Origin of the sequence: Pseudomonas sp. JBR1 (genome assembly GCF_028198185.1) — a bacterium.
In the GTDB taxonomy this organism is placed as follows: domain Bacteria; phylum Pseudomonadota; class Gammaproteobacteria; order Pseudomonadales; family Pseudomonadaceae; genus Chryseomonas; species Chryseomonas oryzihabitans_E.
Window position 1 is genome coordinate 4,655,628 of the sequence record NZ_CP116340.1, and the last position, 25,918, is coordinate 4,681,545.

General features: G+C 66.8%; 22 protein-coding genes. 12 read left to right on the top strand and 10 right to left on the bottom strand.

Annotated elements, in window-relative coordinates:
- Positions 1-9: 9 nt before the first annotated feature.
- Both miaB and PJ259_RS21540 read right to left on the bottom strand, forming a co-directional pair.
- Entirely contained in the window at positions 10-1,383 is a 1,374-nt protein-coding gene (miaB, locus tag PJ259_RS21535; protein WP_156428991.1) for a tRNA (N6-isopentenyl adenosine(37)-C2)-methylthiotransferase MiaB, read from the bottom strand.
- Between the two features lie 86 nt (positions 1,384-1,469).
- The gene (locus tag PJ259_RS21540; RefSeq protein ID WP_059313910.1) at positions 1,470-1,874 is read right to left on the bottom strand and encodes a RidA family protein; all 405 of its coding nucleotides are present in this window, start codon (positions 1,872-1,874) and stop codon (positions 1,470-1,472) included.
- Positions 1,875-1,994: 120 nt separating this feature from the next.
- Between PJ259_RS21540 and PJ259_RS21545 the strand changes: the two genes are divergently transcribed.
- Positions 1,995-2,918 carry a LysR family transcriptional regulator gene (locus PJ259_RS21545; protein WP_271654117.1) on the top strand — a complete coding sequence of 308 codons (924 nt, stop codon included), beginning with the start codon at positions 1,995-1,997 and terminating at the stop codon, positions 2,916-2,918.
- 51 nt (positions 2,919-2,969) lie between these two features.
- On the top strand, positions 2,970-3,305 hold the full coding sequence (locus tag PJ259_RS21550) for a DUF1820 family protein (protein WP_059313912.1): 336 nt from the start codon (positions 2,970-2,972) through the stop codon (positions 3,303-3,305).
- 51 nt (positions 3,306-3,356) lie between these two features.
- Here PJ259_RS21550 and PJ259_RS21555 read toward each other — a convergent pair whose 3' ends face one another.
- The 4 genes from PJ259_RS21555 to PJ259_RS21570 all read right to left on the bottom strand — a co-directional run bounded on the left by PJ259_RS21555 (position 3,357) and on the right by PJ259_RS21570 (position 6,830).
- Positions 3,357-3,902 (bottom strand): tetratricopeptide repeat protein, encoded by a 546-nt coding sequence (locus PJ259_RS21555; protein WP_059313913.1) that lies wholly within the window; start codon positions 3,900-3,902, stop codon positions 3,357-3,359.
- A 197-nt stretch (positions 3,903-4,099) separates the two neighbouring features.
- Positions 4,100-5,386 (bottom strand): glutamate-1-semialdehyde 2,1-aminomutase, encoded by a 1,287-nt coding sequence (gene hemL, locus PJ259_RS21560; RefSeq protein ID WP_271654118.1) that lies wholly within the window; start codon positions 5,384-5,386, stop codon positions 4,100-4,102.
- Between the two features lie 20 nt (positions 5,387-5,406).
- Positions 5,407-6,036, bottom strand: a complete 630-nt coding sequence (gene thiE / locus PJ259_RS21565; RefSeq protein WP_271654119.1) for a thiamine phosphate synthase — start codon at positions 6,034-6,036, stop codon at positions 5,407-5,409.
- A complete protein-coding gene (locus PJ259_RS21570; protein WP_271654120.1) occupies positions 6,033-6,830 on the bottom strand; it encodes a bifunctional hydroxymethylpyrimidine kinase/phosphomethylpyrimidine kinase in 798 nt (265 codons plus the stop codon). Before PJ259_RS21570 ends, thiE begins: the two co-directional genes overlap by 4 nt.
- Positions 6,831-7,009: 179 nt before the next feature.
- Here PJ259_RS21570 and PJ259_RS21575 point away from each other — a divergent pair, with 179 nt between their 5' ends.
- From PJ259_RS21575 to PJ259_RS21605, 7 genes are all read left to right on the top strand, one after another.
- Positions 7,010-8,743 (top strand): ABC transporter ATP-binding protein, encoded by a 1,734-nt coding sequence (locus tag PJ259_RS21575; RefSeq protein ID WP_271654121.1) that lies wholly within the window; start codon positions 7,010-7,012, stop codon positions 8,741-8,743.
- Positions 8,740-10,485: an ABC transporter ATP-binding protein gene (locus PJ259_RS21580; RefSeq protein WP_271654122.1), complete on the top strand. Its 1,746-nt coding sequence runs from the start codon at positions 8,740-8,742 to the stop codon at positions 10,483-10,485. Before PJ259_RS21575 ends, PJ259_RS21580 begins: the two co-directional genes overlap by 4 nt.
- 72 nt (positions 10,486-10,557) lie before the next feature.
- Complete coding sequence (amn, locus tag PJ259_RS21585) at positions 10,558-12,030, top strand: AMP nucleosidase (protein ID WP_059313919.1); 1,473 nt, start codon at positions 10,558-10,560, stop codon at positions 12,028-12,030.
- Positions 12,031-12,706: 676 nt separating this feature from the next.
- Positions 12,707-13,870, top strand: a complete 1,164-nt coding sequence (locus PJ259_RS21590) for a type III PLP-dependent enzyme (RefSeq protein ID WP_059313920.1) — start codon at positions 12,707-12,709, stop codon at positions 13,868-13,870.
- A gap of 180 nt (positions 13,871-14,050) precedes the next feature.
- Positions 14,051-16,267 (top strand): TonB-dependent receptor, encoded by a 2,217-nt coding sequence (locus PJ259_RS21595; protein WP_271654123.1) that lies wholly within the window; start codon positions 14,051-14,053, stop codon positions 16,265-16,267.
- Positions 16,268-16,329: 62 nt separating this feature from the next.
- Positions 16,330-17,013 carry a Fe2+-dependent dioxygenase gene (locus tag PJ259_RS21600; protein WP_271654124.1) on the top strand — a complete coding sequence of 228 codons (684 nt, stop codon included), beginning with the start codon at positions 16,330-16,332 and terminating at the stop codon, positions 17,011-17,013.
- A complete protein-coding gene (locus PJ259_RS21605; protein WP_271654125.1) occupies positions 16,998-19,502 on the top strand; it encodes a sulfite reductase flavoprotein subunit alpha in 2,505 nt (834 codons plus the stop codon). The genes PJ259_RS21600 and PJ259_RS21605 overlap by 16 nt, the downstream gene beginning before the upstream one ends.
- Positions 19,503-19,504: 2 nt before the next feature.
- On the opposite strand, the gene PJ259_RS21610 is transcribed toward PJ259_RS21605, so the two are convergent.
- Both PJ259_RS21610 and PJ259_RS21615 read right to left on the bottom strand, forming a co-directional pair.
- Entirely contained in the window at positions 19,505-19,954 is a 450-nt protein-coding gene (locus tag PJ259_RS21610) for a DMT family transporter (protein ID WP_271655911.1), read from the bottom strand.
- Positions 19,955-20,146: 192 nt separating this feature from the next.
- Positions 20,147-21,010, bottom strand: coding sequence for an MBL fold metallo-hydrolase (locus PJ259_RS21615; protein WP_059313924.1), 864 nt, complete (start codon positions 21,008-21,010; stop codon positions 20,147-20,149).
- 216 nt (positions 21,011-21,226) lie between these two features.
- On the opposite strand from PJ259_RS21615, the gene PJ259_RS21620 reads away from it, so the two are divergent.
- Together PJ259_RS21620 and PJ259_RS21625 are read left to right on the top strand one after the other, a co-directional pair.
- A complete protein-coding gene (locus PJ259_RS21620; RefSeq protein ID WP_271654126.1) occupies positions 21,227-21,589 on the top strand; it encodes a GtrA family protein in 363 nt (120 codons plus the stop codon).
- Positions 21,586-22,527: a glycosyltransferase family 2 protein gene (locus tag PJ259_RS21625; protein ID WP_221433793.1), complete on the top strand. Its 942-nt coding sequence runs from the start codon at positions 21,586-21,588 to the stop codon at positions 22,525-22,527. The genes PJ259_RS21620 and PJ259_RS21625 overlap by 4 nt, the downstream gene beginning before the upstream one ends.
- Here the strand turns inward: PJ259_RS21625 and zapE are convergent.
- Complete coding sequence (zapE, locus tag PJ259_RS21630; RefSeq protein WP_271654127.1) at positions 22,524-23,624, bottom strand: cell division protein ZapE; 1,101 nt, start codon at positions 23,622-23,624, stop codon at positions 22,524-22,526. The two genes, PJ259_RS21625 and zapE, sit on opposite strands and share 4 nt — an antisense overlap.
- Before the next feature lie 160 nt (positions 23,625-23,784).
- Here zapE and PJ259_RS21635 point away from each other — a divergent pair, with 160 nt between their 5' ends.
- A complete protein-coding gene (locus PJ259_RS21635; RefSeq protein WP_271654128.1) occupies positions 23,785-25,005 on the top strand; it encodes a pyridoxal phosphate-dependent aminotransferase in 1,221 nt (406 codons plus the stop codon).
- On the opposite strand, the gene PJ259_RS21640 is transcribed toward PJ259_RS21635, so the two are convergent.
- On the bottom strand, positions 25,006-25,785 hold the full coding sequence (locus PJ259_RS21640; RefSeq protein ID WP_271654129.1) for a hypothetical protein: 780 nt from the start codon (positions 25,783-25,785) through the stop codon (positions 25,006-25,008).
- Between the last annotated feature and the right edge of the window lie 133 nt (positions 25,786-25,918).

Consider the following 25,918-nt stretch of genomic DNA (forward strand, 5'->3'; position numbering starts at 1 on the left):
GACCATCCATCAGGCCAGGGCGGCGGCGACGGTCGGGCGGGCGCCGTTGGCGACCGGAGCGAGCAGGGTGCCACGCAGCGAGTGCGGCAGGGCTTCGTCGATGTGCACCTGGACGAACTGGCCGATCAGGCTGGCGTCGCTGCAGCGGAAGTTGACGATGCGGTTATTCTCGGTACGGCCCTGCAGCATGCCGGGATCGCGCTTGGAGAAGTCGCTGACCAGGATGGTCTGGACGCTGCCAGCCATGCGCCGGCTGATCTCGAAACCCTGCTGGTGGATACGCGTCTGCAGGATCTGCAAGCGCTGCTTCTTGAGCTCGTCCGAGGTGTCGTCGACCAGGTCGGCCGCCGGAGTGCCAGGACGCGCGCTGTAGATGAAGGAGAAGGAAAAGTCGAAACCGACGTCCTCGATCAGCTTCATGGTCTGCTCGAAATCCTTCTCGGTCTCGCCGGGAAAGCCGACGATGAAGTCCGAGCTGATGCAGATGTCGGGCACCGCCGCCTTGAGCTTGCGGATGCGCGACTTGTATTCCAGCGCCGTGTGGTTGCGCTTCATGGCGGCCAGGATGCGATCCGAACCGGCCTGCACCGGCAGGTGGACGAATTTCACCAGTTCCGGGATCTCGGCGTGGGCCTGGATCAGGGCGTCGGAGAACTCCAGCGGGTGCGAGGTGGTGTAGCGGATGCGGTCGATGCCGTCGACCGCCGCCACCACATATAGCAGCTCGGCGAAGTCGGCGATGCGGCCGTCGCCGGTGGCGCCGCGATAGCCGTTGACGTTCTGGCCCAGCAGGGTCACTTCTCGTACCCCGTGCTCGGCGAGGTGGATGATCTCGGCCAGGACGTCGTCCAGCGGCCGGCTGACCTCTTCACCACGGGTATAGGGCACCACACAGAAGGTGCAGTACTTGCTGCAGCCTTCCATGATGGAGACGAAGGCGCTGGGGCCGTCGATGCGCGGCTCGGGCAGGCGGTCGAACTTCTCGATCTCGGGGAAGGAGATGTCCACCTGAGGTGCCCGGGTGGTGCGCGCGGCGTCGATCATTTCCGGCAGCCGGTGCAGGGTCTGGGGACCGAAGACCACGTCGACATAGGGCGCGCGGTCGCGAATGGCAGCGCCTTCCTGACTGGCCACGCAGCCGCCGACGCCGATCACCAGGTCGGGATTTTCCAGCTTGAGTTCGCGCCAGCGACCGAGCTGGGAGAACACCTTCTCCTGCGCCTTCTCGCGGATCGAGCAGGTGTTGAGCAGGATGACATCGGCCTCGGCCGGATTCTGGGTGACTTCCAGCGGCTCCCGTTCGCCGAGCAGGTCGACCATGCGCGACGAATCGTATTCGTTCATCTGGCAGCCATGGGTTTCGATATAGAGCTTCTTGGACATGCGCGGCAGGGAGTCGGTGGCGAGTGGACCGCGCATTATAATGATGGCCTTCCGCACGGGGAAGAGCCGCCCGGAAGGCAGCCGGCCTAGCCCTGGGCGCTGCCCTCCGGTAGTCGGGCGATGACCTTGATCTCGAAGCGAAAGCCGGCCAGCCAGGTGACGCCGACCGCGGTCACCGTGGGGTAGGGCGCCGTGCCCCAGTGCTCCAGCAGCACCGGCCAGATCCGTTCGAAGCTGGCCTCGGCATCGACCATGAACAGGGTGACGTCCACTACGTCGGCGAAGGACGCGCCAGCGGCGGCAAGAATGGCGTCGAGGTTGGCGAAGGCCAGGCGGACCTGGTCTTCCAGCTCCGGCTCAGGCGAGCCATCGGCACGGCTGCCGACCTGGCCCGAGACGAAGAGAAAGCCGTTGGAACGGATGGCCGGCGAATAGCGGTGCTGTTCGTAGAGGGCGTGGCGCTGGGCGGGAAAGACGACGTCACGGGTCATGGTGGTGCTCCGGTAGGGATCGATAAGGCCACCTTAGGCGCCGGCCCGCCAAGAGATAAACCAGGCCTGGCGGTCAGCATTGTTTGTACAATCCAAACAATCCTCTTTCCAGGAATCGGCATGGACCTGTTCGCTGCGATGCAGACCTTCGTGCGGGTGGTGGAAGCCGGCAGCTTCACCCGCGCGGCCGAGACCCTGGGCAGCAGCCGGACCCGCGTCACCCAGCAGGTGCAGCAGCTGGAAGCACGCTTGCAGGTGCGCCTGCTCAATCGGACCACCCGGCAGGTGCAGGTCACCGCCGATGGCGCAGCCTATTACCAGCGCTGTCTAGGCGTGCTGGCCGCGGTGGATGACGCCGAGACAGGCCTGTCGGTCGCCACCCGCACGCCCCGGGGTCGCTTGCGGGTGGATGTGCCCAGCCCTCTGGCGCGCCTGATCCTGATCCCGGCGCTGCCGGAATTCTTCGAGCGTTATCCGGACATCCAGCTGGACCTGGGCGTCAGCGATCGCCAGGTGGATCTGATTGGCGACAACGTCGATTGCGTGATCCGTGGCGGGCGCATCCGCGAGCAGTATCTGGTGGCTCGCCCGCTGGGCGCGCTGCGGCTGGGTTGCTATGCCGCGCCGGCCTACCTCGCGACGCATGGTGTACCGGATCATCCCGCGGTGCTGGCCGAGGCGCCGCATCGGGTGGTGCGATTTCTCTGGGGGACGGGCACGGGCTTTCCCTATGCCCTGCAACGCGGCGCCGAGCGCCTGGAGTTGCAGGGGCGCCACAGTCTGGAGGTAGACGACGGCAATGCCTGCCTGGCGGCGGGGCAGGCGGGGCTGGGGGTGGTCTGTCTGCCGCACTACCTGGCAGCGGAAGCGGTGTCCCGCGGCGAGCTGAGGACCCTGTTCGAAGACTGGCAGGTAGCACCCCTGCCGCTTTATCTGGCCTTTGCCCCCAATCGCCATGTCAGCGCCAAGATGCGGGTGTTCATCGACTGGGTCAGTACCGTGGTGGCGCAGCGGGCACGGTTGGAAACCCCTGCTGATGGCTGACCGCCATGCTATGCTCGCAGCCCTCTTTTTCCGTTGAAATTCGCGTCCGCCATGAGCTCATCCCCGAACAAGCCGGCCATCTACAAGGTCATCTTCGTCAACCAGGGTCAGGTCTTCGAGATCTATGCCAAGCAGATCTTCCAGAGCGATCTCTGGGGCTTCCTGGAAATCGAGGAGCTGGTGTTCGGCGAGCGCACCCAGGTGGTGGTGGATCCGAGCGAGGAAAAGCTCAAGGCCCAGTTCGAAGGCGTGGTGCGCAGCTTCGTGCCGATGCATTCGATCATCCGCATCGACGAGGTGGAGCGTCTGGGTCAGCCCAAGATCAGCGAAGCCAAGGGTGGCACCAACGTCATGCCGTTCCCCATGCCGATGCCCGACAAAAGCTAGGTATGGCCAAGTAGGTTCGCGCTGGCGAGCAGTAGGGCCGGCGCCGGACCGCTAGTTCTGCGGCGGCTGGAAGGGATTGAGATTGCCCGCGGTCTGCATGTCCTGCAGATAGTCGCGAAAGATCTGCCCCAGTACCTGGGTGGCCATCTCCAGCTCGTCACGACGCATCTGGGCGCTGACCAGGTCGGCGGTATCCATGGCTTCGTCGTTGCCATTGATGGCGGCCATCTTCAGGACGATATAGGCCTGGATATTGTTGGGCGGAACGCCCTCGCCGCGAAAGAACATGTTGCCGAGTCGATTCTGCGCATCGGCGTTGCCCTTGAGCGACGCCTGCTCGAACCACAGCCGCGCCTGGTTGAGATCCTTGGGCGTCTGCTTGCCTTCGTAATAGAAGTCGCCGAGTTCGTACTGCGCCTGGGCGTCGCCGTCATGGGCGATCTGCTGGCAGCGGGCGATCGCCTGTGCCAGGGCTTCGTTGGCCAGATTCAGGTTGCAACGGCTGGTGCTGGGGACGAGCAGCGAATTACCACCGGCCAGGGCGACCAGGGGCATCAGGATTAGGGCTGCGCACAGGGTACGGCCAGCGCGGTGCATGAAGCGCCTCCACGAGCGAGGCAGGTTCAAAGAACCCGGTCGGCGAAACGCGCCGACGTCTCATTATGGGTCAAGCCGACGCACGCTTTCAAAACCTTTACGCGTAATGGCGGAACTTTTTTATCTGTGACGCCGGCCTCTCAACTAGGTGTGAGGCCGGCGCGGCAGAGAGGTTCCTCAACCGAGACGGATGGTACCTAGTCGTTGAAGGTGGCGAAGGCGCGCTCGGCGGCGTCCAGGGTGATGCGCAGCTCCTCGTCGCCATGGGCGATGGACGTGAAGCCGGCTTCGAAGGCACTGGGCGCCAGGTAGACGCCGCCGTCCAGCATTAGGTGGAAGAAGCGCTTGAACCTCTCGCTGTCGCTGGCCATGACGTCGCTGAAGGTGACGATGTCTTCGGCGCCGCTGAAGTAGAGACCGAACATGCCGCCCGCCTGGGTGGTGACGAAGGGCACACCGGCGGCATCGGCGCGATCCTGCAGGCCCTGCAGCATGCGTGTGGTGTAGTCGCTCAGCTCGGCGTGGAAACCGGGCCGGCGGATCAGTTGCAGGGTGGTGAGCCCCGCGGCCATGGCCAGCGGATTGCCCGACAGGGTGCCGGCCTGGTAGACCGGACCGAGCGGGGCGATCTTTTCCATGATCTCGCGCTTGCCGCCAAAGCAGCCCACCGGCATGCCGCCGCCGACGATCTTGCCAAAGGTGGTGAGGTCCGGACGGATGCCGTAATGCGCCTGGGCGCCGCCCAGGGCGACGCGGAAACCGGTCATGACCTCATCGAAGATCAGCACTACGCCGTAGCGATCGCAGAGGCTGCGCAGCCCTTCCAGGAAGCCCGGCGCCGGCGGCACGCAGTTCATGTTGCCGGCCACCGGCTCGACGATGATGCAGGCGATCTGGTCGCCGACCCGGGACAGGGTTTCTTCGACTTCGGCCAGGTCGTTGTAGGCCAGGGTCAGGGTGTGCTGGGCGAAGGCCGCCGGGACGCCGGGGGAACTGGGTACGCCCAGGGTCAGGGCGCCGGAGCCGGCCTTGACCAAGAGGCTGTCGGAATGGCCGTGGTAGCAGCCTTCGAACTTGATGATGGTGTCGCGCCCGGTGTAGCCGCGCGCCAGGCGGATGGCGCTCATGGTGGCCTCGGTACCGGAGCTGACCATGCGCACCATTTCCATGGAGGGGACGATCTCGCAGATGAGATCGGCCATAGTGGTTTCCAGGGCGGTCGGGGCGCCGTAGGAAAGGCCATGTTCCAGTTGACGACGCACGGCGTCGAGCACGTCCGGGTGGCTATGACCAAGGATCATCGGACCCCAGGAGCCGACGTAGTCGACATAGCGCTTGTCATCCTCGTCGACGATGTAGGCGCCCTGGGCGTGCTTGAAGAACAGCGGCGTGCCGCCGACGCTCTTGAAGGCGCGGACGGGCGAGTTGACGCCGCCGGGGATGTGGCGCTGGGCTTGGTCGAAGAGTTGTGCGGAACGGGACATGGAGGTCTCCTCAAAGGGGATCAGGCCGCGAACAACCGAGCGAAGGCGCGCGCACGGCGCTCCACTTCGCCCGCGCTGGCGGCGGAAAACAGGGTATGGACGACGGCGAGCAGGTCGACGCCGTGGGTGAGCAGGCGCGGGGCGTTGTCCAGGGTGACGCCGCCGATGGCGCAGAGCGGCAGGCTGAAACGGCTGCGTGCCTGGTCAAGCACGTCGAGAGGGGCTGGTGGGGCATCCGGCTTGGTGCTGGAGGCGAAGAAGCGCCCGAAGGCCAGGTAGCTGGCCCCCGCTACGGCCGCGACTTCGGCCAGTTCCAGGCTGGCGTGGCAGGTGCCGCCGAGTATGGCGTCAGCGCCCAGGTCGGCACGGGCTGCGGCAAGGGAGCCGTCTTCCTGGCCCAGGTGCAGGCCGACGCCCAGCTGGCGGGCCAAGGGCAGGTCGTCATTGATGATCAGCTGGGCGTCATGCTGCCGGCAGAGTTCGGCGAGGGCTGCGGCTTCGTCCTGGCGACGGCTGGCGTCTTGCGACTTGTCGCGGTACTGCACCAGGCGGGCACCGCCCTGCAAGGCGGCCTCGACATAGGGCAACAGGCGACCCTCGGCGAGGAGGGCGTTGTCGGTGATGGCATAGAGGCCGCGCAGGGTGCTCATGAGCAGAAGTCCAGTGGCAGGCGACGTGGCACGTACTGGCCGCGGCCAGGGCGCTCGGCGTCCCTCAGGGTACGCCAGGTGTAGTCCAGGGCGCTGCGCACGGCGCTGGGCAGGGCTTCGCCCAGGGCCAGGCGCCCGGCCAGGGTGCTGGCCAGGGTGCAGCCGGAGCCATGGTAGCTACCAGGCAGGCGCTGGCAGACGTGGGTCTCGCAGTTACCGGCGCGGTCATAGAGACGGTTGTGCACCTCGTGTTCTTCGCCATGACCGCCGGTGATCAGCAGATGGGCACATAAAGGCAGCAGGCGCTCGGCGCATTGCTCCGGGGTGCCCTCGGGCAACTCGGCGAGGATGCGCGCCTCCGGCAGGTTGGGTGTGGCGATGGTGGCACGGGGCAGCAGGCGCTCGCGGATGGCGTAGCCGACTTCGTCCTTGCCCAGGGCGCCGCCACCACCGGCGCGCAGCACCGGATCGCAGACCAGGGGCACGCCAGGCAGGGATTCCATGATCTCCAGCACCGTCTCGACCATTTCCACCGAACCGAGCATGCCCAGCTTGACCGCCGCCACCGGCAGGTCGGCGATGATCGCTCGGGCCTGGGCCAGTACCCACTCGCGATCCAGCACCCGGAAGTCCAGCACGTCGACGGTGTCCTGCACGGTCAGCGCGGTGACCGCCGGAGCGGCGTGGCAGCCCTGGGCGATCAGGGCTTCGATGTCGGCCTGCAGCCCGGCGCCACCACTCGGATCGTGGCCGGACAGGCAGAGGACGACGGGACGTTGGGGTTCGAGGGTCATGGACGTCAGCCTAGCAAAGGGAAAAGGGGCGCAGCGGCCGGGTGCCGCAGGGAGTGGCACCCTACAACGACCTCGCGCCCTGCGCCACCCGTTGACATGGGACCCGGATCGGGACGAAGGAACTCCGCTGCCCCTTGGGTAGCCGATATACTGCACCTTTGCTCGGGACAGGCGGTTTTATGGCGTTGTGGCGGTTGTTGCGTGATTTCTTCCTGCGCCAACGGCGTGCCTACGGGACCGCCATCTTCTGTCTGCTGGGCGTTGGCCTGCTCAACCTGACGCTACCCTGGTGGATCGGCAAGGCCATCGACGCCCTGCGCGCGGGCGAACTCGACCAGAGCGGGCTGCTCTGGCGCGTCGCCCTGATCGTGGCGGTCGGCTGCGGCCTCTATGTACTGAGGTACCAGTGGCGGGTGCGGCTGTTCGGCACTTCCTACCAGGTCGGGGTGGAGCTGCGTGACACCTTCTTTGCCAAGCTGGCGCGACTGGACCCCGGTTTCTTCCAGTCCAGCCGCACGGGCGATCTGCTGGCCCGCGCCACCCAGGACATCGACGCCGTGGAGACCGCCGCTGGCGAAGGGGTGCTGGCCAGCTTCGACGGCATGATGACCCTGCTGCTGGTACTGCTGGCCATGTTCATCGGCATCGATGCGCCCCTGGCCGCCCTGGCGCTCCTACCCTTTCCCTTCATGGCCTGGGGCTTCTATCGCGTGGCGCAGCGGGTGCAGCAGCGCTTCGGCCTGGCGCTGGCGGGCTTTTCCGCCCTCAACGACCGTACCCAGGAGGCCCTGAGCGGCCTGCGCATGCTGCGCCAGCATGCCCTGATCGAAGCCGAGCTGGACGATTTCGACGCCCGCGCCCGCAGCGTCGCCAAGGCCGACTACCAGGTACAACGCACCGAGGCGCGCTACGAGCCGATCATCTTCGTCGCCCTGAGTCTCGCCACCCTGCTGACCCTGGTCATGGGAAGCTGGCGCTATCTCGACGGCCATATCACCCTGGGCCAACTGACCAGTTTCAGCCTCTATCTGGTGCAGTTGATCTGGCCGATGTTCGCCATCGGCTGGTGCCTCAATCTGTTGCAGCGTGGCGAAGCCGGGGCGCGGCGCCTGGAAGAGGTGTTCGCGGTCACCGAGCGCATCCGCGACGAGGGCACCCAGACGCCGCCGGACCAGGCGGACCTGTCGGTCTACATTCCGGCCTTCACCTATCCCCAGGCGCGCCAGCCAGCGCTACGGGACGTGGTCATCGACCTGCCCGCGGGCGATACCCTGGGTATCGTCGGCGCCACCGGCAGCGGCAAGAGCACCTTGCTCCGCCTGCTGCTGCGCCAGTTTCCGCTGGAGCAGGGCTGTATCCGCCTGGGCGGGGTGCCGCTGGAAGACTATCGGCTGGCCGACCTGCGTGCACAGTTCGCCTATGTACCCCAGGATCCCTTCCTGTTCGCCCGCACCCTGGGCGAGAACGTTGCCCTCAGCCGCCCGGATGCCACGGCTGGGGAAATCCGCGAAGCCCTGGACGCCGCCGCCTTCGGCACCGACCTGGCGGCGCTGCCGCAAGGGCTGGATACCCCGGTGGGTGAGCGGGGCCTGACCCTCTCGGGTGGCCAGCGCCAGCGCGTGGCGCTGGCCCGGGCGCTGCTCTCGCCAGCGCCCATCCTGCTGCTGGACGACACCCTCTCGGCGGTGGATACCGCCACCGAGGCCCGGCTGCTGCGTACCCTGGCGGGGCTGCAAGGCCGGACCACCCTGATCGTCAGCCACCGCCTCTCGGCCGTGCAGCATGCCGACGAAATCATCGTCCTCGACCAGGGCAGCCTGGTGGAGCGGGGCCGCCATGGCGAGCTGCTCGCCGCCAGCGGGCTCTATGCCCGACTCTGGAATCTGCAGCAGGCGGAGGAGGCCAGCCAATGACCAGGACCCGCGTGCTTTCCCTGCTGCTCAAGCCGGTACTCGCCAATCCGCGCAAACTGGCCGGCACCCTGGCGATCCTGGTCGTGGCGACGCTGTTCGACGTGCTGGGTCCCTGGCTGACCAAGCACTACCTCGACAACTACCTGGTGCCCCACGACCTGCGCCTCTGGCCGCTGGTGGGCCTGGTCGCCGCCTATGTGGTTTCCCAGGGGCTGGCCGCCTATGGCCGTTACCTGCAATCGCTACGCTTCGCCGAGATCGCCATGGACGTGGTGCTCCTGCAGCGGCGGCGACTGTTCCGCCATGTGCTGAGCCTGCCGCAGAGCTTTCATGATCGCACCGCCACCGGCGAGCTGGTGGCGCGAGTCACCAATGACACCGATGCCTTGCGCGAACTCTATGTGGCCTTTCTCGGCAACATGGTCGGCAACATCGTGCTGCTGATCGGCATCCTGGTGGCCATGGCGCTCTTGGACGTTCGCCTGATGGCCATCGCCGTGCTGCTGATTCCGGCCGCGGTGCTGATCGTCTGGGCCTACCAGCGATACAGCGGCGCGGCGGCCATGGAGGTGCGGATGCTACGCGCCGAGCAGAGCGCCCGGCTGGGCGAGGCCATCGGCGGCATGGGTCTCTTGCAGGCCTTCAACCAGACCGAACGCTTCCGCCAGGATTTCCAGCGGCTCAATCAGGCGCAGTACGGCGCCCGCATGCGCACCATCCGCGTTTCCGGCCTGCTGCTGCGCTCGGCGCTGGACCTGGTCAGCGTGGCGGTCCTGGCGGTACTGCTGCTGGTCTACGGCCTGGGTCATCTGCAGGGTGGTGCCGAAATCGGCGTGCTCTATGCCTTCGTCACCTACCTGGGCCGGGTGACCGAGCCGTTGATGGACATTACCCAGAGATTCAACCTGTTCCAGCAGGCCTCGGTGGCTGGCACGCGCCTGCTGCACCTGCTGGAGGAAAAACCGGCGTTGAGCGGCGAGGACGACCGGCCCATCGAGACCGCGCACTTCCATCTCGACGCCGTGCGTTTTCGCCATGCCGGCGCGGGGCACGACACCCTGCACGGCATCGACCTGGACATCCCCCCGGGGACCTTTCTCGGTATCGTCGGCCCCACCGGCAGCGGCAAGTCGACCCTGCTCGACCTCTTCGCCGGACTGCAGCCGGTCACCGGCGGCAGCCTCTGCCTGGACGGGCGCGAGCTGGGCGGCCTCACCCCGGAAGTGCTGGGCGCCGCCCTGGCCAGCGTGCCCCAGGAGCCCTTCATCCGTTCCACCAGTCTCAGGGACAACCTGCTGCTGGGCAGCCAGGTATCGGATGAACGCCTGCGCGAGGCCCTGGCCGCGGCCCATATGGACGACCTGGTGGCGCGCCTGCCGGAAGGCCTGGATACCCTGCTGGGCGAGCGTGGCTTCACCCTTTCCACCGGCGAGCGGCAGCTGCTGGCGCTGGCCCGGGCACTCCTGCGCGAGCCCAAGGTACTGCTGCTGGACGAGGCCACCGCCAGCATCGACAGCGCCACCGAGGCGCGGCTGCAACAGGCACTGGACGAATTGCGCGGCCAGGTCACCCTGATCGTGGTGGCGCACCGGCTGTCCACCATCCGCCATGCCGATCGCATCCTGGTGCTACGCGACGGCCGCAAGGTGGAGGAGGGCAGTCACGAGGCGCTGCTGCAACGGCCCGAAGGGCATTATCGTCGCCTGTGGGAGCAGCATGCCCAGGGTGAAAAACCGCTATGACCGGTCGCAGCCGTTGTCACCCAGGGGTGTTAGGGTGTCAGCTATAGCCAGTGTCCCAACAAGGAAACCCGCATGACCTCCGTACCCGAGGATTTCACCTCTGTTGCCACGGCCAGCGAGGCGGTCGACCGTCTCGCGGCGCTGCACCTGGAGGCTACCCAGGCCCTGGATGCCGCGCTCAAGCGCTATCTCAAGGATCGCGTCGAGCCCAGCGCCGCCGAGCGCGAGCTGTTCCGCTATCCCGAGATCCGCATCCGCTACCGCGCGCCCGGCGTGCCGCCGGCCACCACCCGCGCCTACGCCAAGATCCAGCTGCCCGGCACCTATGTGGCCACCGTGACCCATCCGGCGGCCTTCCGCGGCTATCTGCTGGAGCAGCTCGAACCCCTGATGCGCGACTACGACCTCCAGGTCGAGATCGGTCGCAGTCGCCAGGACATCCCCTATCCCTATGTGGTGGAGCAGGGCGACGAACTGGCCGGCAGTGGCGTGACCGCCGCCGAGCTGGCACGGGTCTTCCCCAGCACCGATCTCTCCGCGGCCCACGATGACATCGCCGACGGCCACTATGACTGGGAGCGCATCGATCCGCTGCCGCTGGCGCTGTTCGACGCCGCCCGCACCGATTTCTCGCTGCGCCGCATCGTCCACTACACCGGCAGCGACTGGCGTCACGTGCAGCCCTGGATCCTGCTCACCAACTACCATCGCTACGTCGACCAGTTCATCCAGCATGGCCTGGAGCAACTGCGCAACGACCCGCGCTTCGAGCGCCTGGTCCTGCCCGGCAACGTCGTCATCGAGCGCGACATGGATCCCAGCGAGGCCCAGGCGGTCATCGCCGCCATCGCCTGGCACCGCTTCCAGATGCCGGCCTACCACCTGATCGCGAGCGACGGCCATGGCGTCACCCTGGTCAATATCGGCGTCGGCCCATCCAATGCCAAGAACATCACCGACCACCTGGCGGTGCTGCGCCCGCACTGCTGGCTGATGATCGGCCACTGCGGCGGCCTGCGGCAGTCGCAGACCATCGGCGACTACGTGCTGGCCCATGCCTACATGAGGCGCGACGGTATCCTTGATCGCGTGGTGCCGCCGCATATCCCCATTCCTGCTCTGGCCGAGGTGCAGGTGGCGCTGCAGGAAGCCGCCGCCAGCGTCACCGGCGAACGCGGCGAGGCACTCAAGCGCCGCCTGCGTACCGGTACGGTATTGACCTACGACGACCGCAACTGGGAGCTGCGCTGGGCGCAGGAGCGCCCGCTGATCAACCTGGCGCGCGCCGTGGCGGTGGACATGGAAAGCGGCACCATCGCCGCCCAGGGCTATCGCCTGCGGGTGCCCTACGGCACCCTGCTGTGCGTGTCCGACAAGCCCCTGCACAGCGAGATCAAGCTGCCGGGCTCGGCCAACGCCTTTTATGCCCGCGCCGTCAGCCAGCACCTGGCCATCGGCATCGCCGCCCTGGACCAGCTGCGCACCCAGCTCGACTCCCTGCACTCGCGCAAGCTGCGCAGCTTCGACGAGCCGCCGTTCCGCTAAGGCGCTGGGGTTGGGCGTGTTGGGCTTCGCTGCGCTCAACCCAACCTACGGACGGCGATGAGCCTAGATCGATTGGTTTCACAGTCGCTCGGATGGCTCCCTCTCCCGCTGGGAGAGGGCTGGGGTGAGGGCGCCCTTGCAGCGAATGCCTCCGTGGAAAAGGCTGCGCCGTTTTCCACGCTACGGTGATAAGGGACTGATCGCGGTCATGGCGGTCCGCCGATGCGGCCGCTCCTACGGTATCGGACCTGTAGGAGCGGCCCATGGCCGCGATAGTACAGCGCCATCGTCAAGGCCCGACGATGGCGTTATCGGGCATCTTGATTCCCCACTCGGAAACACCCTGTCATCGCCCCCCAGGAACATCTCGGCGCCCGCTCCGGTCGGTTGCAGGAGAGGGGTGAGTCCGCACGCGTCACCGTTCGGTAAAGATCATGGATTTAACATTGATCTTCAGGGCGTCTGGCCCTAAAGTTCGCGCCCGAACGTCCATGCTGGAAACGATCCATCCGGCTCAAGTACCGACGACGAGACAGCGAGGTCAACGCCAGTACGCGTTGACCTTTTTGCTTTCGGCGATGTGCCTTGGGAAGTAGGCGAACCAAAGTGGGGAAACGGATTAGGCGTTCAGAACACCCCCTCCTTCAATTTGTTCTGCCCATCGGGAGCCCGACGCATGTCCATCAAGGTCGAAGATTACTATTCTCGCGAAACCTTCCAGAAGATGAAGGCCTTCGCCGACCAGCATGAAACCCCCTTCGTCGTCATCGACACCGCCACCATCGCGCGGGCCTATGACGATCTCGTTGGCAACTTCCCGTTCGCCAAGATCTACTACGCGGTCAAGGCCAACCCGGCCATCGAGATCACCGAGCTGCTGCGTGACAAGGGCTCCAACTTCGACATCGCCTCCATCTACGAGCTGGACAAGGTGCTGTCCACCGGTGTCGGCCCGGAGCGCATCAGCTACGGCAACACCATCAAGAAATCCAAGGACATCCGCTACTTCTACGAGAAGGGCGTGCGCATGTTCGCCACTGACTCCGAGGCCGACCTGCGCAACATCGCCAAGGCCGCTCCGGGCTCGCGCATCTATGTGCGGATCCTCACCGAGGGCTCCAACTCGGCCGACTGGCCGCTGTCGCGCAAGTTCGGCTGCCAGCCCGACATGGCCCTGGACCTGCTGATCCTGGCCCGCCAGCTGGGCCTGGAGCCCTATGGCATCTCCTTCCATGTCGGCAGCCAACAGCGTGACATCGACGTCTGGGACGCCGCCATCGCCAAGGTCAAGGTGATCTTCGAGCGCCTCAAGGAAGAAGACGGCATCACCCTGAAGATGATCAACATGGGGGGTGGCTTCCCGGCCAACTACATCCATCGCACCAACAGCCTGGAGACCTATGCCGAGGAAATCATCCGCTTCCTCAAGGAAGATTTCGGCGACGAGCTGCCGGAAATCATCCTGGAGCCGGGCCGTTCGCTGATTTCCAATGCCGGTATCCTGGTCAGCGAAGTAGTGCTGGTGGCGCGCAAGTCGCGTACCGCCGTCGAGCGCTGGGTCTATACCGACGTCGGCAAGTTCTCCGGCCTGATCGAAACCATGGACGAGTCCATCAAGTTCCCGATCTGGACCGAGAAGAAGGGCGAGATGGAAGAGGTGGTGATCGCCGGCCCGACCTGCGACAGCGCCGACATCATGTACGAGCACTACAAGTACGGCCTGCCGCTGAACCTGGCCAGTGGCGACCGCCTGTACTGGCTGTCCACCGGTGCCTACACCACCAGCTACAGCGCGGTGGAATTCAACGGTTTCCCGCCGCTGAAGGCCTTCTACCTCTAACGCCTTCCCGCGTTGATCGAGCCCGTGTTCCGCAAAGGACGCGGGCTTTTTCATGCCTGTCGATAAGGGATTTGTCAGACTTTTTGTAAGTTGTTAAGAATAGTTTACATTCGCTATGGATTTGATAATCGTTTGCAAATAGAATCGCGCCGCATTCAAGAAAGGAGGCGGCTCGCCATCATGTCCAAGGAAATGTCCTCGCTGTCCCAGCGTCGTTTGCTGGTTTCCACGTTCAGTGTCGCTGTTGCCTCGCTGTCTCTGGGAGCCCAGGCCGAAGAGGCCAGAGAGCCGGTGACCCGGTTGGAAAGTCTGACTATCGAAGGTCAGGCGCAGCAGGAAGGCTTCAAGGCCGAGCAATCCGCCTCGCGCAAGTACACCGCTCCCTTGCTGGATACCCCGCAGACCGTCACCGTGGTGCCGACGCAGGTGATCCAGGATCAGCAGGCGCTGAGTCTGAGATCGGTGCTGTCCAACGTCTCCGGTATCACCTTCAACGCCGGTGAGGGCGGTGGCGGCTCCGGCGACAGCATCAACATCCGTGGCTTCAGCGCCAACTCGAACATCCAGATCGATGGCCTGCGCGACAGCACCCAGACCAACCGTACCGACACCTTCAACCTGGAATCTGTCGAGGTCATCAAGGGCCCCAACTCGGTGTTCGGCGGCGCCGGCACCACGGGTGGCTCCATCAACCTGATCAGCAAGAAGCCCCAGGAGCGCCAGTTCACCCGCATCGGCGCAGGCCTGGGCACCGACAGCTATCGTCGCCTGACCCTGGACACCAACCAGCCGCTGCAAGGCGTAGGTAACGACAGTGCCTTCCGCCTGAACCTGATGGCCCACGAGAACGACGTGCCCGGCCGCGACCAGATCGACCGCGAGCGCTGGGGCATCGCGCCGTCGCTGGCCCTGGGCCTGTCGGACGACACCCGGCTGACCCTGAGCTACTTCCACCAGACCGACAACAACCAGCCCGACTACGGGGTGCCGGCGCTCAACGGCAAGCGTCTGGGCGGGGTGGATCGCGACGCCTACTTCGGCTTCAAGAACATCGACAAGGAAGACATCAACAACAATGTCTTCACCGTAGAGCTGGAGCACCGCTTCAGCGACAACCTGAGCCTGCAGAACCTGACCCGCTACAGCCGCATCGAGCGCGACACGGTGATCTCGGCATCCCACGTCAACCTGGGCGGCGTGGCCGCGGGTCGCTATCGCCCTGCCGGTCCCCAGGGCTATGGCCGCGACGTGACCTCGGAGATGTGGATCAACCAGACCAACCTGAGCGGCGATTTCGACACCTTCGGCCTGGGCCATTCCTTCGTCCTAGGCGCCGAATTCTCCCGCGAGGATTACGACCGCGATACCTACAGCCATGGCCTGACCTTCCCGGCCGCCGGCTATTCCCTGGCCGCGCCGCCGGAGCGCTATGACGGGGCGACCAACAAGCAGACCTCGGCCATTGCCAACAATGTCCTGACCGACAAGGCGCTCTATGCCTTCGACACCATCGCCCTGAGTCAGTACTGGGATCTGAACCTGGGTCTGCGTTACGACTGGTTCGACGGCGACAGCGACACCACCCCGGTCGCCAACGGTGTGCGCGGCGCCAAGACTCACCTGAGTTCCGATGACGCCAAGTTGAGCGGGCGCGCGGGCCTGGTGTTCAAGCCGGCACCGAACGGTCGGGTCTATGTCGCCTATGGCACCTCCTTCAACCCCTCGGCGGAAAGCCTGACCTCTACCGGCGGCGGGCTGAGCGCGGCCAACCAGGATCTGGGGCCGGAAAAGAACAAGACCTGGGAACTGGGCACCAAGTGGGAATTCCTCGACAAACGCCTGGAGCTGGACGGCGCCCTGTTCCGCGTCGAGAAGAGCAACGCTCGGGAAACCCTGGTGGACGGCAGCACCGCGCTGGCCGGCGAGCAGCGCGTGCAGGGCATCGAGCTGGGTGCCACCGGGCGTCTCACCCCGCAGTGGAACGTCTACGCCAACTTCACCTTCCTCGACAGCGAGACGCTCAAGGCCGCCGATACCCTGGATGGACGCAATCGCGAGGGGCAGGCGCTGGCCAACACCCCGCCGCGCTCGCTCAATCTCTGGACCACCTACGAGCTGCCGGCTGGCTGGCGGGTGGGCTATGGTGCGCGCTATGTCAGCGAGCGCAACGTCACCTCCAGCAACGACGGCGCCAAGCTCGACGCCTACTGGCTGCACAACGCCATGGTCGGCTACCGCGTCAACCGCAACGTCGACCTGCAGCTCAACGTTAACAACGTCTTCGACAAGGACTATGTGGAGCGGGTGCGCTCGCAGCTCGGCGCCACCACGCGGTCCTCGGCCATCGAATATGGCGATGCCCGTTCCGCCATCCTGACCGCGACCTACAGCTTCTAAGGTCGAACGCAAGACACCGAGGCCCTGCGCGCGCAGGGCTTTCGGCGTTAGAGGGGATTGCCATGATGATCAGCGTTCCGGGCGTGCTGACGCCCGACCAGGTAAGGGACTGCCGCCAGCGGCTGGAGGCCGCGGCCTGGGCCGATGGCAAGCACACCGCCGGCTTCCAGTCGGCCATGGCCAAGGACAACCTGCAATTGCCGGTGGACGCGCCGGCGGCGCGCGCGGTGGGCGAGCTGATCCAGCAGGCGCTGGCGCTGCATCCGCTGTTCGTTGCCGCCGCGTTGCCGGCGCGAGTCTTTCCGCCACTGTTCAATCTCTACCAGGGCGGCCAATCCTTCGGCCTGCACGTGGACAACGCCCTGCGTCCCTTACCGGATGGCAGCGGCTATCTGCGCACCGACCTGTCGGCCACCCTGTTCCTGTGCGAGCCGGACGAGTACGACGGTGGCGAACTGGTGGTGGAGGACACCTATGGCGCCCACAGCGTCAAGCTGGCGGCCGGCGATCTGATCCTCTATCCGGCCAGCAGCCTGCATCGGGTGCTGCCGGTTACCCGTGGCATGCGGCTGTGTTCCTTCTTCTGGATCCAGAGCCTGGTGCGCGATGCCGGCCAGCGCAGCCAGCTGTTCGAACTCGACCAGGGCATCCAGCGGGCCGCCGCCGAGCTGGGGCAGGGCCATGAGGCCTGCCTGCAGCTGACCGGCGTCTATCACAACCTCCTGCGACAATGGGCCCAGCCCTGATCCGCAGGGGCCTCTTCCAGCTGCACAGCCTGCTCGGGCTGGCGGCTGGCCTAGTACTGGTGGTGCTAGGGGTGACGGGTGCGCTCTACAGTTTTCAACTGGAATTGCTGGAGCTGCTCAATCCGCCGCCAAGCGCCGCGACTGCGGACCGGCGTCCGCTAACGCTGCCGGAGGTGCGGCAGCGCCTCGTTCCTCCGGGCCGGGAGTTGAGCTTCGTCTCCAGCATGGCGGGGGAGGGCTACGGCCTGCTCGGCCTGGCACCGGCCAGTGGTCAGGGCCGTAGCGAGGTGCAGCTGTTTGATCGCTACACGGGCGAGGTGCTGAGTTCGCCTCGCGGCCAGGCGTTCTTTCGCCTGGTCCTGGACCTGCACCGCTCCCTGGCCCTGGGGCCGGTAGGCAAGGCCCTGACCGGCGCGGCCACCCTGATCCTGCTGGTGCTCTGTCTGTCTGGGCTGTACCTGCGCTGGCCGCGTCAGGTACGCCGCTGGCGCACCTGGCTGACCCTGGACTGGGCGCGCCGTGGGCGCAGTTTCCACTGGGACCTGCACGCCGTGGCGGGCACCTGGTGCCTGCTGCTCTATCTGCTGGCGGCCCTGACCGGTCTCTATTGGTCCTATGACTGGTACCGCGAGGCCAGCGAGCGCCTGCTCGGCGCCGCCCCGGAACCCCAGACCACGGGGGCGGTGGCGCGCCAGGACGTGGATCTGGACGCGCTCTGGCAGAGCTTCCGCGCAGAGACCGGTGGGCGCGTGGAGGGCTACGGCCTGCTGCTGCCCAATCCGGCGCGCAAGGTCAGTCATCCGACGCTCTGGTACCTGCCCGACGATGCCGAGCACATCCGCGCCCTCAATCGCCTCGTCTTCGACGGCCAGGGGCGGGTGCTCGATCATCGTCGTTACCGCGAGCAGCCGCTGGGTGCCCGGCTGTTGCTCAGCGTCTATGCCCTGCATTCGGGGGAGTACTTCGGCCTGGCGGGACGGATCGCCCTGCTACTCGCCAGCCTGGCCATGCCGCTGTTCATGGTGACCGGACTCTGGCTCTATCTGGATCGCCGGCGCAAACGCCGCCAGGCGCGCCAGGCGCAGAGCCGGCTCACACCGGCCGCGGCAGGGAACGCCGACTGGCTGATCGGCTATGCCAGCCAAAGTGGTCAGGGCGAGGCGCTGGCCTGGCAGGCCGCCGGCCAGCTGCAGGCGGCGGGGCTGAGCGCCGAGGTGGTCGCGCTCGGGCGTCTCTCGGTGGAGCGGCTGCAGCAGGCCACCCGGGCGCTGTTCGTCGTCGCCACCCACGGCGACGGCGAGGCCCCGGATGCCGCGCGCGGCTTCGAGCGGCGGATGCTGACCCAGGCGGCAACGCTGCCAAGCCTGAGCTATGGGGTGCTGGCCCTGGGCGACCGGCGCTATCCGGCCTACTGCGCCTTCGCCCAACGGCTGGACGCCTGGCTGGGTGGACGGGGCGCCCGGTCGCTGTTCGCGCCGGTGGAGGTGGACAATGGCGACCCCTTGGCGCTTGCGGTCTGGCAGGGTCAGTTGCAGGCCCTGGGCGCCGCGCGTATCGAACCACCGACCGAGCGTCCGTTGCAGTCCTGGCAGCTGGCGTCGGTGCAGCGGCTCAATGCCGGCAGCCCCGGCGGGCCTGCTTTCGAGCTGCAGCTGCGGCCACTGCCTGGAAGCCACTGGGCACCAGGTGACCTCCTGGAAATCGCGCCACGCCAGCGCCCCGAACGCGTGGCAGCCTGGCTGCAGCCCCTGGGCCTGGCCGCTGACAGCAGGGTCGAGATCGGCGGTGTGACGCTCAAACTGGCGACGGCCCTGGAAACCCGTCTGCTGCCGGAAGACCAGACTGCGCTGCGGGGCCTGGACGCCCAGGCCCTGGTCGACGCCCTGGTGCCGCTCGCCGTACGCCAGTACTCCATCGCCTCGCTGCCCGGCGAAGGCGCCCTGCGACTGCTGGTGCGCCAGGAGCGCAAGGCGGATGGTCGCCTGGGTATCGCCTCCGGCTGGTTGACCACGGCGCTACGGCCCGGTGACCAGGTGCAGGCGCGGCTACGCACCCATCCCGGCTTCCGGCCACCGCTGGACGAGCGCCCGCTGATCCTGATCGCCGCCGGGACCGGTCTTGCCGGGGTACGGTCCCTGCTGGCCGCACGCATCGCCGCCGGGCACAGACGCAACTGGCTGCTGTTCGGCGAACGCACGGCGGCGCACGATGATTTCTACGGTACTGAATTGCAGGCCTGGCAGGCCCAAGGCGGGCTGGCCCGGTTGGACCGGGTGTTCTCGCGTGAGGGCGATGGCTATGTGCAGGGGCGGCTGGAGGCGCAGCGCGACCTCTTGTTCGACTGGCTGGCGGCCGATGCCGTGATCATGGTCTGCGGCAGCCTGCAGGGCCTGGGGCGCGGTGTCCAGGCCACCCTGCAGGCGTTGCTCGGTGAGGCCGGGGTGCAACGGTTGCTGGATGAAAACCGCTACCGTCGCGACCTCTATTAGCGCTAGGCGCGGGTGATGCACCAGACGCCGGCGCCGATCAGCACCACGCCGGCCAGCTTGCCGAGGGTAACCGGATCCTGGCGAAAGCCGGCCCAGCCGAAGTGATCCAGGCTCAGCGACATGGCCAGTTGGCCGGCGATCACCAGCGCCATGAACAGGGTGGCGCCGATGCGCGGACCGGCGAAGGCGGCCATGGCGATAAAGAACATGCCCAGCAGCCCGCCACACCAGTGCCACCAGTGCAACTCGCGCAAGGCGCCCAGGGTAGGGACGCCGCGCTGCCAGAGGGTCAGGCCCAGCAGGGCGAGCAGGCCGACCATGAAGGAAATGGACGCCGCGGCGAAGACACTGGACAGCTGGCGGGCCAGTTGACCGTTGATGCCGGCTTGCAACGGCAGGCAGGCGCCGGCGATGAAGGGCAGGACGAGTAGCCACCAGACGGGCATCGACAGGACTCCAGGCAGAAAGGGGCCGCGCAGTATGCCGCAGGGGATGGCGAAGCGGTCGAACCGGCGACTCGCGGTTGGGCTGCTGCTCCCTGGGAGCCCTCGCCATGGCACCACGGGTGAACAGGGCGACCTGCCTGGCCGGCCCGGGAAGGCCTGGGCCCAGCGGCTGTGGCTATCCCGTTGGACGACGCAGGGCTAGAAGCCGTCGATGGGAATCTTCAGGTAGCGTCGACCGTTGGCCTCGGCCGGCGGCAGGGTACCGGCGCGGATGTTCACCTGGATCGCCGGCAGGATCAGGGTCGGCATGGACAGGGTGGCGTCGCGGCGGGTGCGCAGGGCGACGAAGGCGTCTTCGTCCACGCCATCGCGAACGTGGACATTGAGGGCACGCTCTTCGCCCACGGTGGTCTCGTGACGCGCTTCGCGGCCCGCTGGCGGATAGTCGTGGCACAGGTAGAGGCGGGTGGCTTCCGGCAGGGTCAGCAGGCGGCGGATCGAGCGATAGAGGTCACGGGCACTGCCACCGGGAAAGTCGCAACGGGCCGAGCCGACATCGGGCATGAACAAGGTGTCGCCGACGAAGACGTGCTCTTCTTCCACCTGATAGGCCATGTCGGCCGGGGTGTGACCGGGCACGTGCAGGGCGCGGGCGCTCAGGGCACCGATGTGGAAGACCTCGTCGGGCTGGAACAGGTGATCGAACTGGGAGCCGTCGAGGCGAAACTCCGGCTCCAGGTTGAAGACGTCCTTGAAGGCGCCCTGGACGCGGCGGATGCCTTCGCCGATGGCGATGCGGCCGCCCAGCTGCCGGCGCAGATAGGGCGCGGCGGAGAGGTGGTCGGCGTGGGCGTGGGTCTCCAGCAGCCACTCCACCGTCAGCCCCTGGTCGCGCACGAAGCGAGCGACGCGATCCGCCGAGAGGGTGGCGGTGCGGCCCGAATGCGGATCGTAGTCCAGCACCGAGTCGACGATGGCGCAGCGACTGCCGGGCGCCTCGTAGATCACATAGGTGAAGGTGGACGTGGTGGCGTCGAAGAAGGGTTCGATGCGCGGAGTCATGACCGGGCCTCGTGAAGAGAAAGGACGTCCCACCTTAACACGGGGCCCTGCTGCCCCGTGGCGTGCCTCGTCGCCGCACCTGTTGCGACGGCATCGACCGCTGGTCGCCATATGACGGAATTGCAACGGATGCAACAGGATGTTTCGACGCTGGCAGGTTAACGTTCGCCGGTCTCTAGTGCTGCGCCGAGGTCTAGCGTGTCTTCATCCGGTTCCTTGGCTAAGTCTGCAGGTAAGCCCCTGCGTTTCGCCCTGGTCGGTGCCGCCGCCACCCTGGTGCATATGGCTGTCGCTACCCTGCTGCTGGGTCTCTGCAGTTGGCCGGCCTATCCCGCCAATCTCGGCGCCTTCCTGGTCGCTTTCGGCGTGTCCTACCTGGGTCACCGGCATATCACCTTCGCCCGCGCTGGATCGCCTTGGCGCTTCCTGCTGGTCGCGCTCGCCGGCTTCGGTCTCAACAACCTGTTGCTGACCGGTTTGCTTGCCTGGGGCGTGCCGCCCCTCTATGCGCTGCTCGCCGCCACCGCGCTGGTGCCAGTGTTCAGCTATCTGCTGTCGTCCCTGTGGGTGTTCAGATGAGTGATGCCGTAAAGCTGTCCCTTGTAGTGCCGGTGTTCAACGAAGAGTTGGCCATCGAACTCTTCTATCACGCGGTCTGCGCTCATCCGGAACTGACCCGTCACGACCTGGAACTGCTGTTCGTCGACGATGGGAGCCGCGATGGCAGTGCGCGGGTGCTCGAACGCTTGCGTCAGGGGGATCCGCGAGTACTGGTGCTGCAGCTGTCGCGCAATTTCGGCAAGGAGGCCGCCCTGTTCGCGGGCATCGAGCATGCCAGCGGCGATGTGGTGGTACCTCTGGACGTCGACCTGCAGGATCCCTTGGACGTCATTCCCCGGCTGCTTGAACAATGGCGCCAGGGCGCCGAGGTCGTACTGGCCAAGCGCATCGACCGGCGCAGCGACAGTCCGCTCAAGCGGCTGACAGCCGAGGGCTTCTATCGCCTGCACAACCGCATCGCCCAGACGCCCATTGAGGAGAACGTCGGCGATTTCCGCCTGATGAGTCGGGAGGTGGTGGATGCGATCAGAGAACTGCCGGAGCGCAACCTGTTCATGAAAGGCATCCTCTCCTGGGTTGGTTTCGAAACCCGGGTGGTGGAGTACGAACGCGCCCCGCGCAGCGCCGGCAGCAGCAAATTCAATGGCTGGAAACTATGGAACCTGGCCCTGGAGGGCTTCACCTCCTTCAGCACCGTACCGCTGCGCCTTTGGACCTACCTCGGCGGTTTCGTTGCTCTGGTGTCCCTGGCCTATGCCGGCTATCTGATCTTCGAGAAGCTGGCCTTCGGCAATCGGGTACCGGGTTATCCCTCACTGATGACCGCCATCCTGTTTTTCGGTGGCGTGCAGTTGATCGGCATCGGTGTGCTCGGCGAATACATCGGTCGCATCTACATCGAAACCAAGCGCCGGCCGCGCTATGTGCTCAAGCGCGGGGCGAGGCGCGACGCCTAGTACCGCGCCTGCTGCATCTCCCTGAGCCGGCTCAGGGTGCGGCGGAAAGGAAATTCCAGAAAGCCGCGGGTATACAGCTGCTCCAGGGGTACGGCGGCGTTCAGGTAGAGCGGGCGGCGGCGGTCGTAGGCTTCGTCGACCAGGGCGATGAAGCGGCGCACGGCGTCGTCTTGGGGCGCCAGGCGCGGCAGCTCGCGGTCGCCGGCCAGGACGCGTTGCGCGCCGTCTTCGGTGCCGCGGGCGATGCGGCCTGCGCGGGGATCGCCGGATAGGCAGGGCACGCCGCCTAGCAGCAGGGCGGGGAAGCGGGTGCAGAGATCGATGTAGTCGGTGGTCGCCCAGGCGCCCTGGCAGAGGGTGGCGAAGTCCAGCCAGATCGCCCCGGGTACACGCTGGATAACCGGCAACAGGCGCTCGCCGAGGGCGAGGGGCTCATTGGTCGCGGCTTGGCCGGCGGTGAGCTGGGCGAAGGTCGCGGCCAGCGCGGCGGTATCGTCCACCCAATAGCGCGGTTCGGCCTCGCCTTCATGCAGACGGTGGTCCTGGCCGCCGTCCATCTCCAGCACGTCCAGCTGCGCCTGGAGCGCGGCGATGGCCGGCAACAGGCGCTCGCGATTGAAGCCGTCGGCATAGAGCTGCTCCGGCGGCTGGTTGGAGGTGACCACCAGCACCAGGCCCTGGTCCAGCAGGGCGCGCAGCAGGCCGCCCACCAGGATGGCGTCGCCGATGTCGCTGACGAAGAGTTCGTCGAAGCACAGCACCCGCACCTCGGCGGCCAGTTCCCGGGCCAGCACCTGCAGGGGATCGCGGGTGCCGGCCAGCTGGAACTGGCGCTGGTGCACCCAGCGCATGAAGTGGTGGAAATGCTGGCGGCGGGCGGGCACCGGCAGGCTGGCGTGGAACAGGTCCAGCAGCCAGGTCTTGCCGCGCCCGACCGGACCCCAGAGATAGAGACCGCGTGCCGGACGGCCGGCCAGCAGCGCCGCGTGGCAGGCTTCCAGCTGGCGCGCAGCGGCCTCCTGGGCGGCATCGGGCAGGCGGTCCCCCTGGGCCAGGGCTTGGCGGTAGGCGGCGAGGGGAGAGAAGGCGTTCGACATGGCCGCCACTCTAGCGCCCGTGCAGTCAGCAGACCATGCCCCGGCGGAATGACATGAGTCCTTTATAGCGTTTGAAGGCCGGCCGCAGCGGTTCGATAGTGCGAGACGACCCTGCCGGACGCCGCCGGCACCCGCTTTCATCTCTGCCTGGAGCCCTGTCATGGCCGCCGATTCCACCCTGCATATCGCCCAATGCCTGTCGTCCGTGGGCGTCTCCGAAATCCTCAAGATCACCGAGCGCGCCAACGCCTTGCGCCGCCAGGGCGCCGATCTGCTGGTACTGGGTGCGGGCGAGCCGGACTTCGATACCCCGGAGCACATCAAGGAAGCGGCGATCCAGGCCATTCGCGCCGGCCAGACCAAGTACACGGTGCTCGACGGCAGCCCGGCGCTCAAGGAAGCCATCCGCCGCAAGTTCGCGCGGGAGAACGCGCTGGTGTTCGCCCAGGACGAGGTGACGGCCTCGGCCGGTGCCAAGCAGGTGATCTTCAACGCCATGATGGCGACCCTGGATCCGGGCGACGAGGTGATCATCCCGGCACCCTTTTGGGTGACCTATGCCGACATCGTCGCCATCCTCGGCGGCACGCCGGTGGTGCTGCCCTGCCGGGAGGAAGACGGCTTCCGTCTGACTGCCGAGGCACTGGAGGCGGCCATCACTCCACGTACCCGCTGGGTGATGCTCAACTCGCCGTCCAACCCCTCGGGGGCGGCCTATGGCGAGGAACACTATCGTCCGCTGCTGGAGGTGCTGCTGCGCCATCCGCAGGTCTGGCTGATGGTCGACGACATGTACGAACACATCCTCTACGACGGTTTTCGCTTCGTCACCCCGGCGGCGCTGGAGCCACGGCTGCGCGAGCGGACCCTGACCATCAACGGCGTCTCCAAGGCCTACGCCATGACCGGCTGGCGGCTGGGCTATGCCGGCGGACCGAAGGCGCTGATCCAGGCCATGGCCAGTGTGCAGAGCCAAGTGACCTCCTGCCCCTGCTCGGTCAGCCAGGCCGCGGCCATCGCTGCCCTGGATGGGCCGCAGGACATCGTGCACGAGCGCTGCGAGTTGTTCCGCGAGCGGCGGGATCTGGTGGTGGATGCCTTGAACGCGGTGCCGGGGCTGTCGGCACGGCGGCCCGAAGGGGCCTTTTATGTCTACGCCAGTTGCGCGGGGGTATTGGGTCGGCGGACGCCGAACGGGGAGGTGATCGACAGCGATACGGCCTTTACCCGCTACCTCATGGACGAGGGCGGGGTGGCGGTGGTGCCAGGCTCGGCCTTTGGCCTGGCGCCTTACTTCCGGGTTTCCTATGCCACCTCCCGCGAGGTGCTGGAGGAAGCCTGCCGCCGGATCGCCGAGGCGACCCAGCGGCTGCTGGCCTGATCAGCCAGCCGGCGGAGCGGGGGGAGCCGGCGGTTGGGCACCCGGGGCGACCGGCTGGACGCCAGGGGGCGGGGGCGGCGGCAGACGACCGGGGCCGCGGGGCGCCGGCGGGGTATCCAGGGTCTGCAGCGAGTTGGCGTCGGCGCCCAGGGCGCTGACCCGGAAGGCACGCCCCTGGGCATTGGCCACCAGCTCGCCGCGCACGGCCACGTTCTGACCCGGCTTGAGCAGGGCTTGCAGGCGCAGGGCTTCATGGGGCGGCAGGCGCAGGGCGGTACCGTCCTGCAACAGGGCGCCGTTCACGTCGCCACGGGGACCGTGCAGCAGCTGGACGATCTGGCCCTGGAGGCTGTCGCCATCGCGCTCGGTGCCAGGTGCCGGGGGCGCCGGCGGACGGCGACCGCCTACGCGGTCGGGACCTTCATCGGTGACCGTCTTGCCGGTCTGGACATTGGTCAGGGACACCGCCTGGACCAGCGGCAGGCTGGCGGCGCGCAGGCCGGCGACGTTGATGCTGTCACCCGGCTTGAAGGTGGCGGCCAGTTGCTCGGACAGGTGCGGCGGGGTGTTGACCTCGGTGCCGTCGGCCAGGATCAGGCCGTCGATGTCGCCGCGGGGGTTGAGCAGGAACTGCTTGAGCTGGCCCTGCTGGGTGGGAATCTGGGCGCTGGCAGCGGTGGTCGCGGTGCCGGTGGCCGGCGCGGTCTGTGCCAGGACGAGGCCGCTGACGGACAGCAGGGCGAAGGTCCCGATCACGAGGGTTTGGGTCTTGGTAGGCATGGATGGCTCCTGCGGTGGTTGACGATCAGACTATTGCAGGGCCTGTGCCAACTTTTATTTTCGTTATCAATCAATGGCTTGGTACTTTTAGCGGCTATCCGGGCCAGGCATTGCGTCCGGCTTGCGGACAGCC

Bases quoted from the DNA above. Each gene is read 5' to 3' on its own strand.
- miaB (WP_156428991.1), bottom strand. From the start codon at position 1,383: ATGTCCAAGAAGCTCTATATCGAAACCCATGGCTGCCAGATGAACGAA.
- PJ259_RS21540 (WP_059313910.1), bottom strand. From the start codon at position 1,874: ATGACCCGTGACGTCGTCTTTCCCGCCCAGCGCCACGCCCTCTACGAA.
- PJ259_RS21545 (WP_271654117.1), top strand. From the start codon at position 1,995: ATGGACCTGTTCGCTGCGATGCAGACCTTCGTGCGGGTGGTGGAAGCC.
- PJ259_RS21550 (WP_059313912.1), top strand. From the start codon at position 2,970: ATGAGCTCATCCCCGAACAAGCCGGCCATCTACAAGGTCATCTTCGTC.
- PJ259_RS21555 (WP_059313913.1), bottom strand. From the start codon at position 3,902: ATGCACCGCGCTGGCCGTACCCTGTGCGCAGCCCTAATCCTGATGCCC.
- hemL (WP_271654118.1), bottom strand. From the start codon at position 5,386: ATGTCCCGTTCCGCACAACTCTTCGACCAAGCCCAGCGCCACATCCCC.
- thiE (WP_271654119.1), bottom strand. From the start codon at position 6,036: ATGAGCACCCTGCGCGGCCTCTATGCCATCACCGACAACGCCCTCCTC.
- PJ259_RS21570 (WP_271654120.1), bottom strand. From the start codon at position 6,830: ATGACCCTCGAACCCCAACGTCCCGTCGTCCTCTGCCTGTCCGGCCAC.
- PJ259_RS21575 (WP_271654121.1), top strand. From the start codon at position 7,010: ATGGCGTTGTGGCGGTTGTTGCGTGATTTCTTCCTGCGCCAACGGCGT.
- PJ259_RS21580 (WP_271654122.1), top strand. From the start codon at position 8,740: ATGACCAGGACCCGCGTGCTTTCCCTGCTGCTCAAGCCGGTACTCGCC.
- amn (WP_059313919.1), top strand. From the start codon at position 10,558: ATGACCTCCGTACCCGAGGATTTCACCTCTGTTGCCACGGCCAGCGAG.
- PJ259_RS21590 (WP_059313920.1), top strand. From the start codon at position 12,707: ATGTCCATCAAGGTCGAAGATTACTATTCTCGCGAAACCTTCCAGAAG.
- PJ259_RS21595 (WP_271654123.1), top strand. From the start codon at position 14,051: ATGTCCAAGGAAATGTCCTCGCTGTCCCAGCGTCGTTTGCTGGTTTCC.
- PJ259_RS21600 (WP_271654124.1), top strand. From the start codon at position 16,330: ATGATGATCAGCGTTCCGGGCGTGCTGACGCCCGACCAGGTAAGGGAC.
- PJ259_RS21605 (WP_271654125.1), top strand. From the start codon at position 16,998: ATGGGCCCAGCCCTGATCCGCAGGGGCCTCTTCCAGCTGCACAGCCTG.
- PJ259_RS21615 (WP_059313924.1), bottom strand. From the start codon at position 21,010: ATGACTCCGCGCATCGAACCCTTCTTCGACGCCACCACGTCCACCTTC.
- PJ259_RS21625 (WP_221433793.1), top strand. From the start codon at position 21,586: ATGAGTGATGCCGTAAAGCTGTCCCTTGTAGTGCCGGTGTTCAACGAA.
- zapE (WP_271654127.1), bottom strand. From the start codon at position 23,624: ATGTCGAACGCCTTCTCTCCCCTCGCCGCCTACCGCCAAGCCCTGGCC.
- PJ259_RS21635 (WP_271654128.1), top strand. From the start codon at position 23,785: ATGGCCGCCGATTCCACCCTGCATATCGCCCAATGCCTGTCGTCCGTG.
- PJ259_RS21640 (WP_271654129.1), bottom strand. From the start codon at position 25,785: ATGCCTACCAAGACCCAAACCCTCGTGATCGGGACCTTCGCCCTGCTG.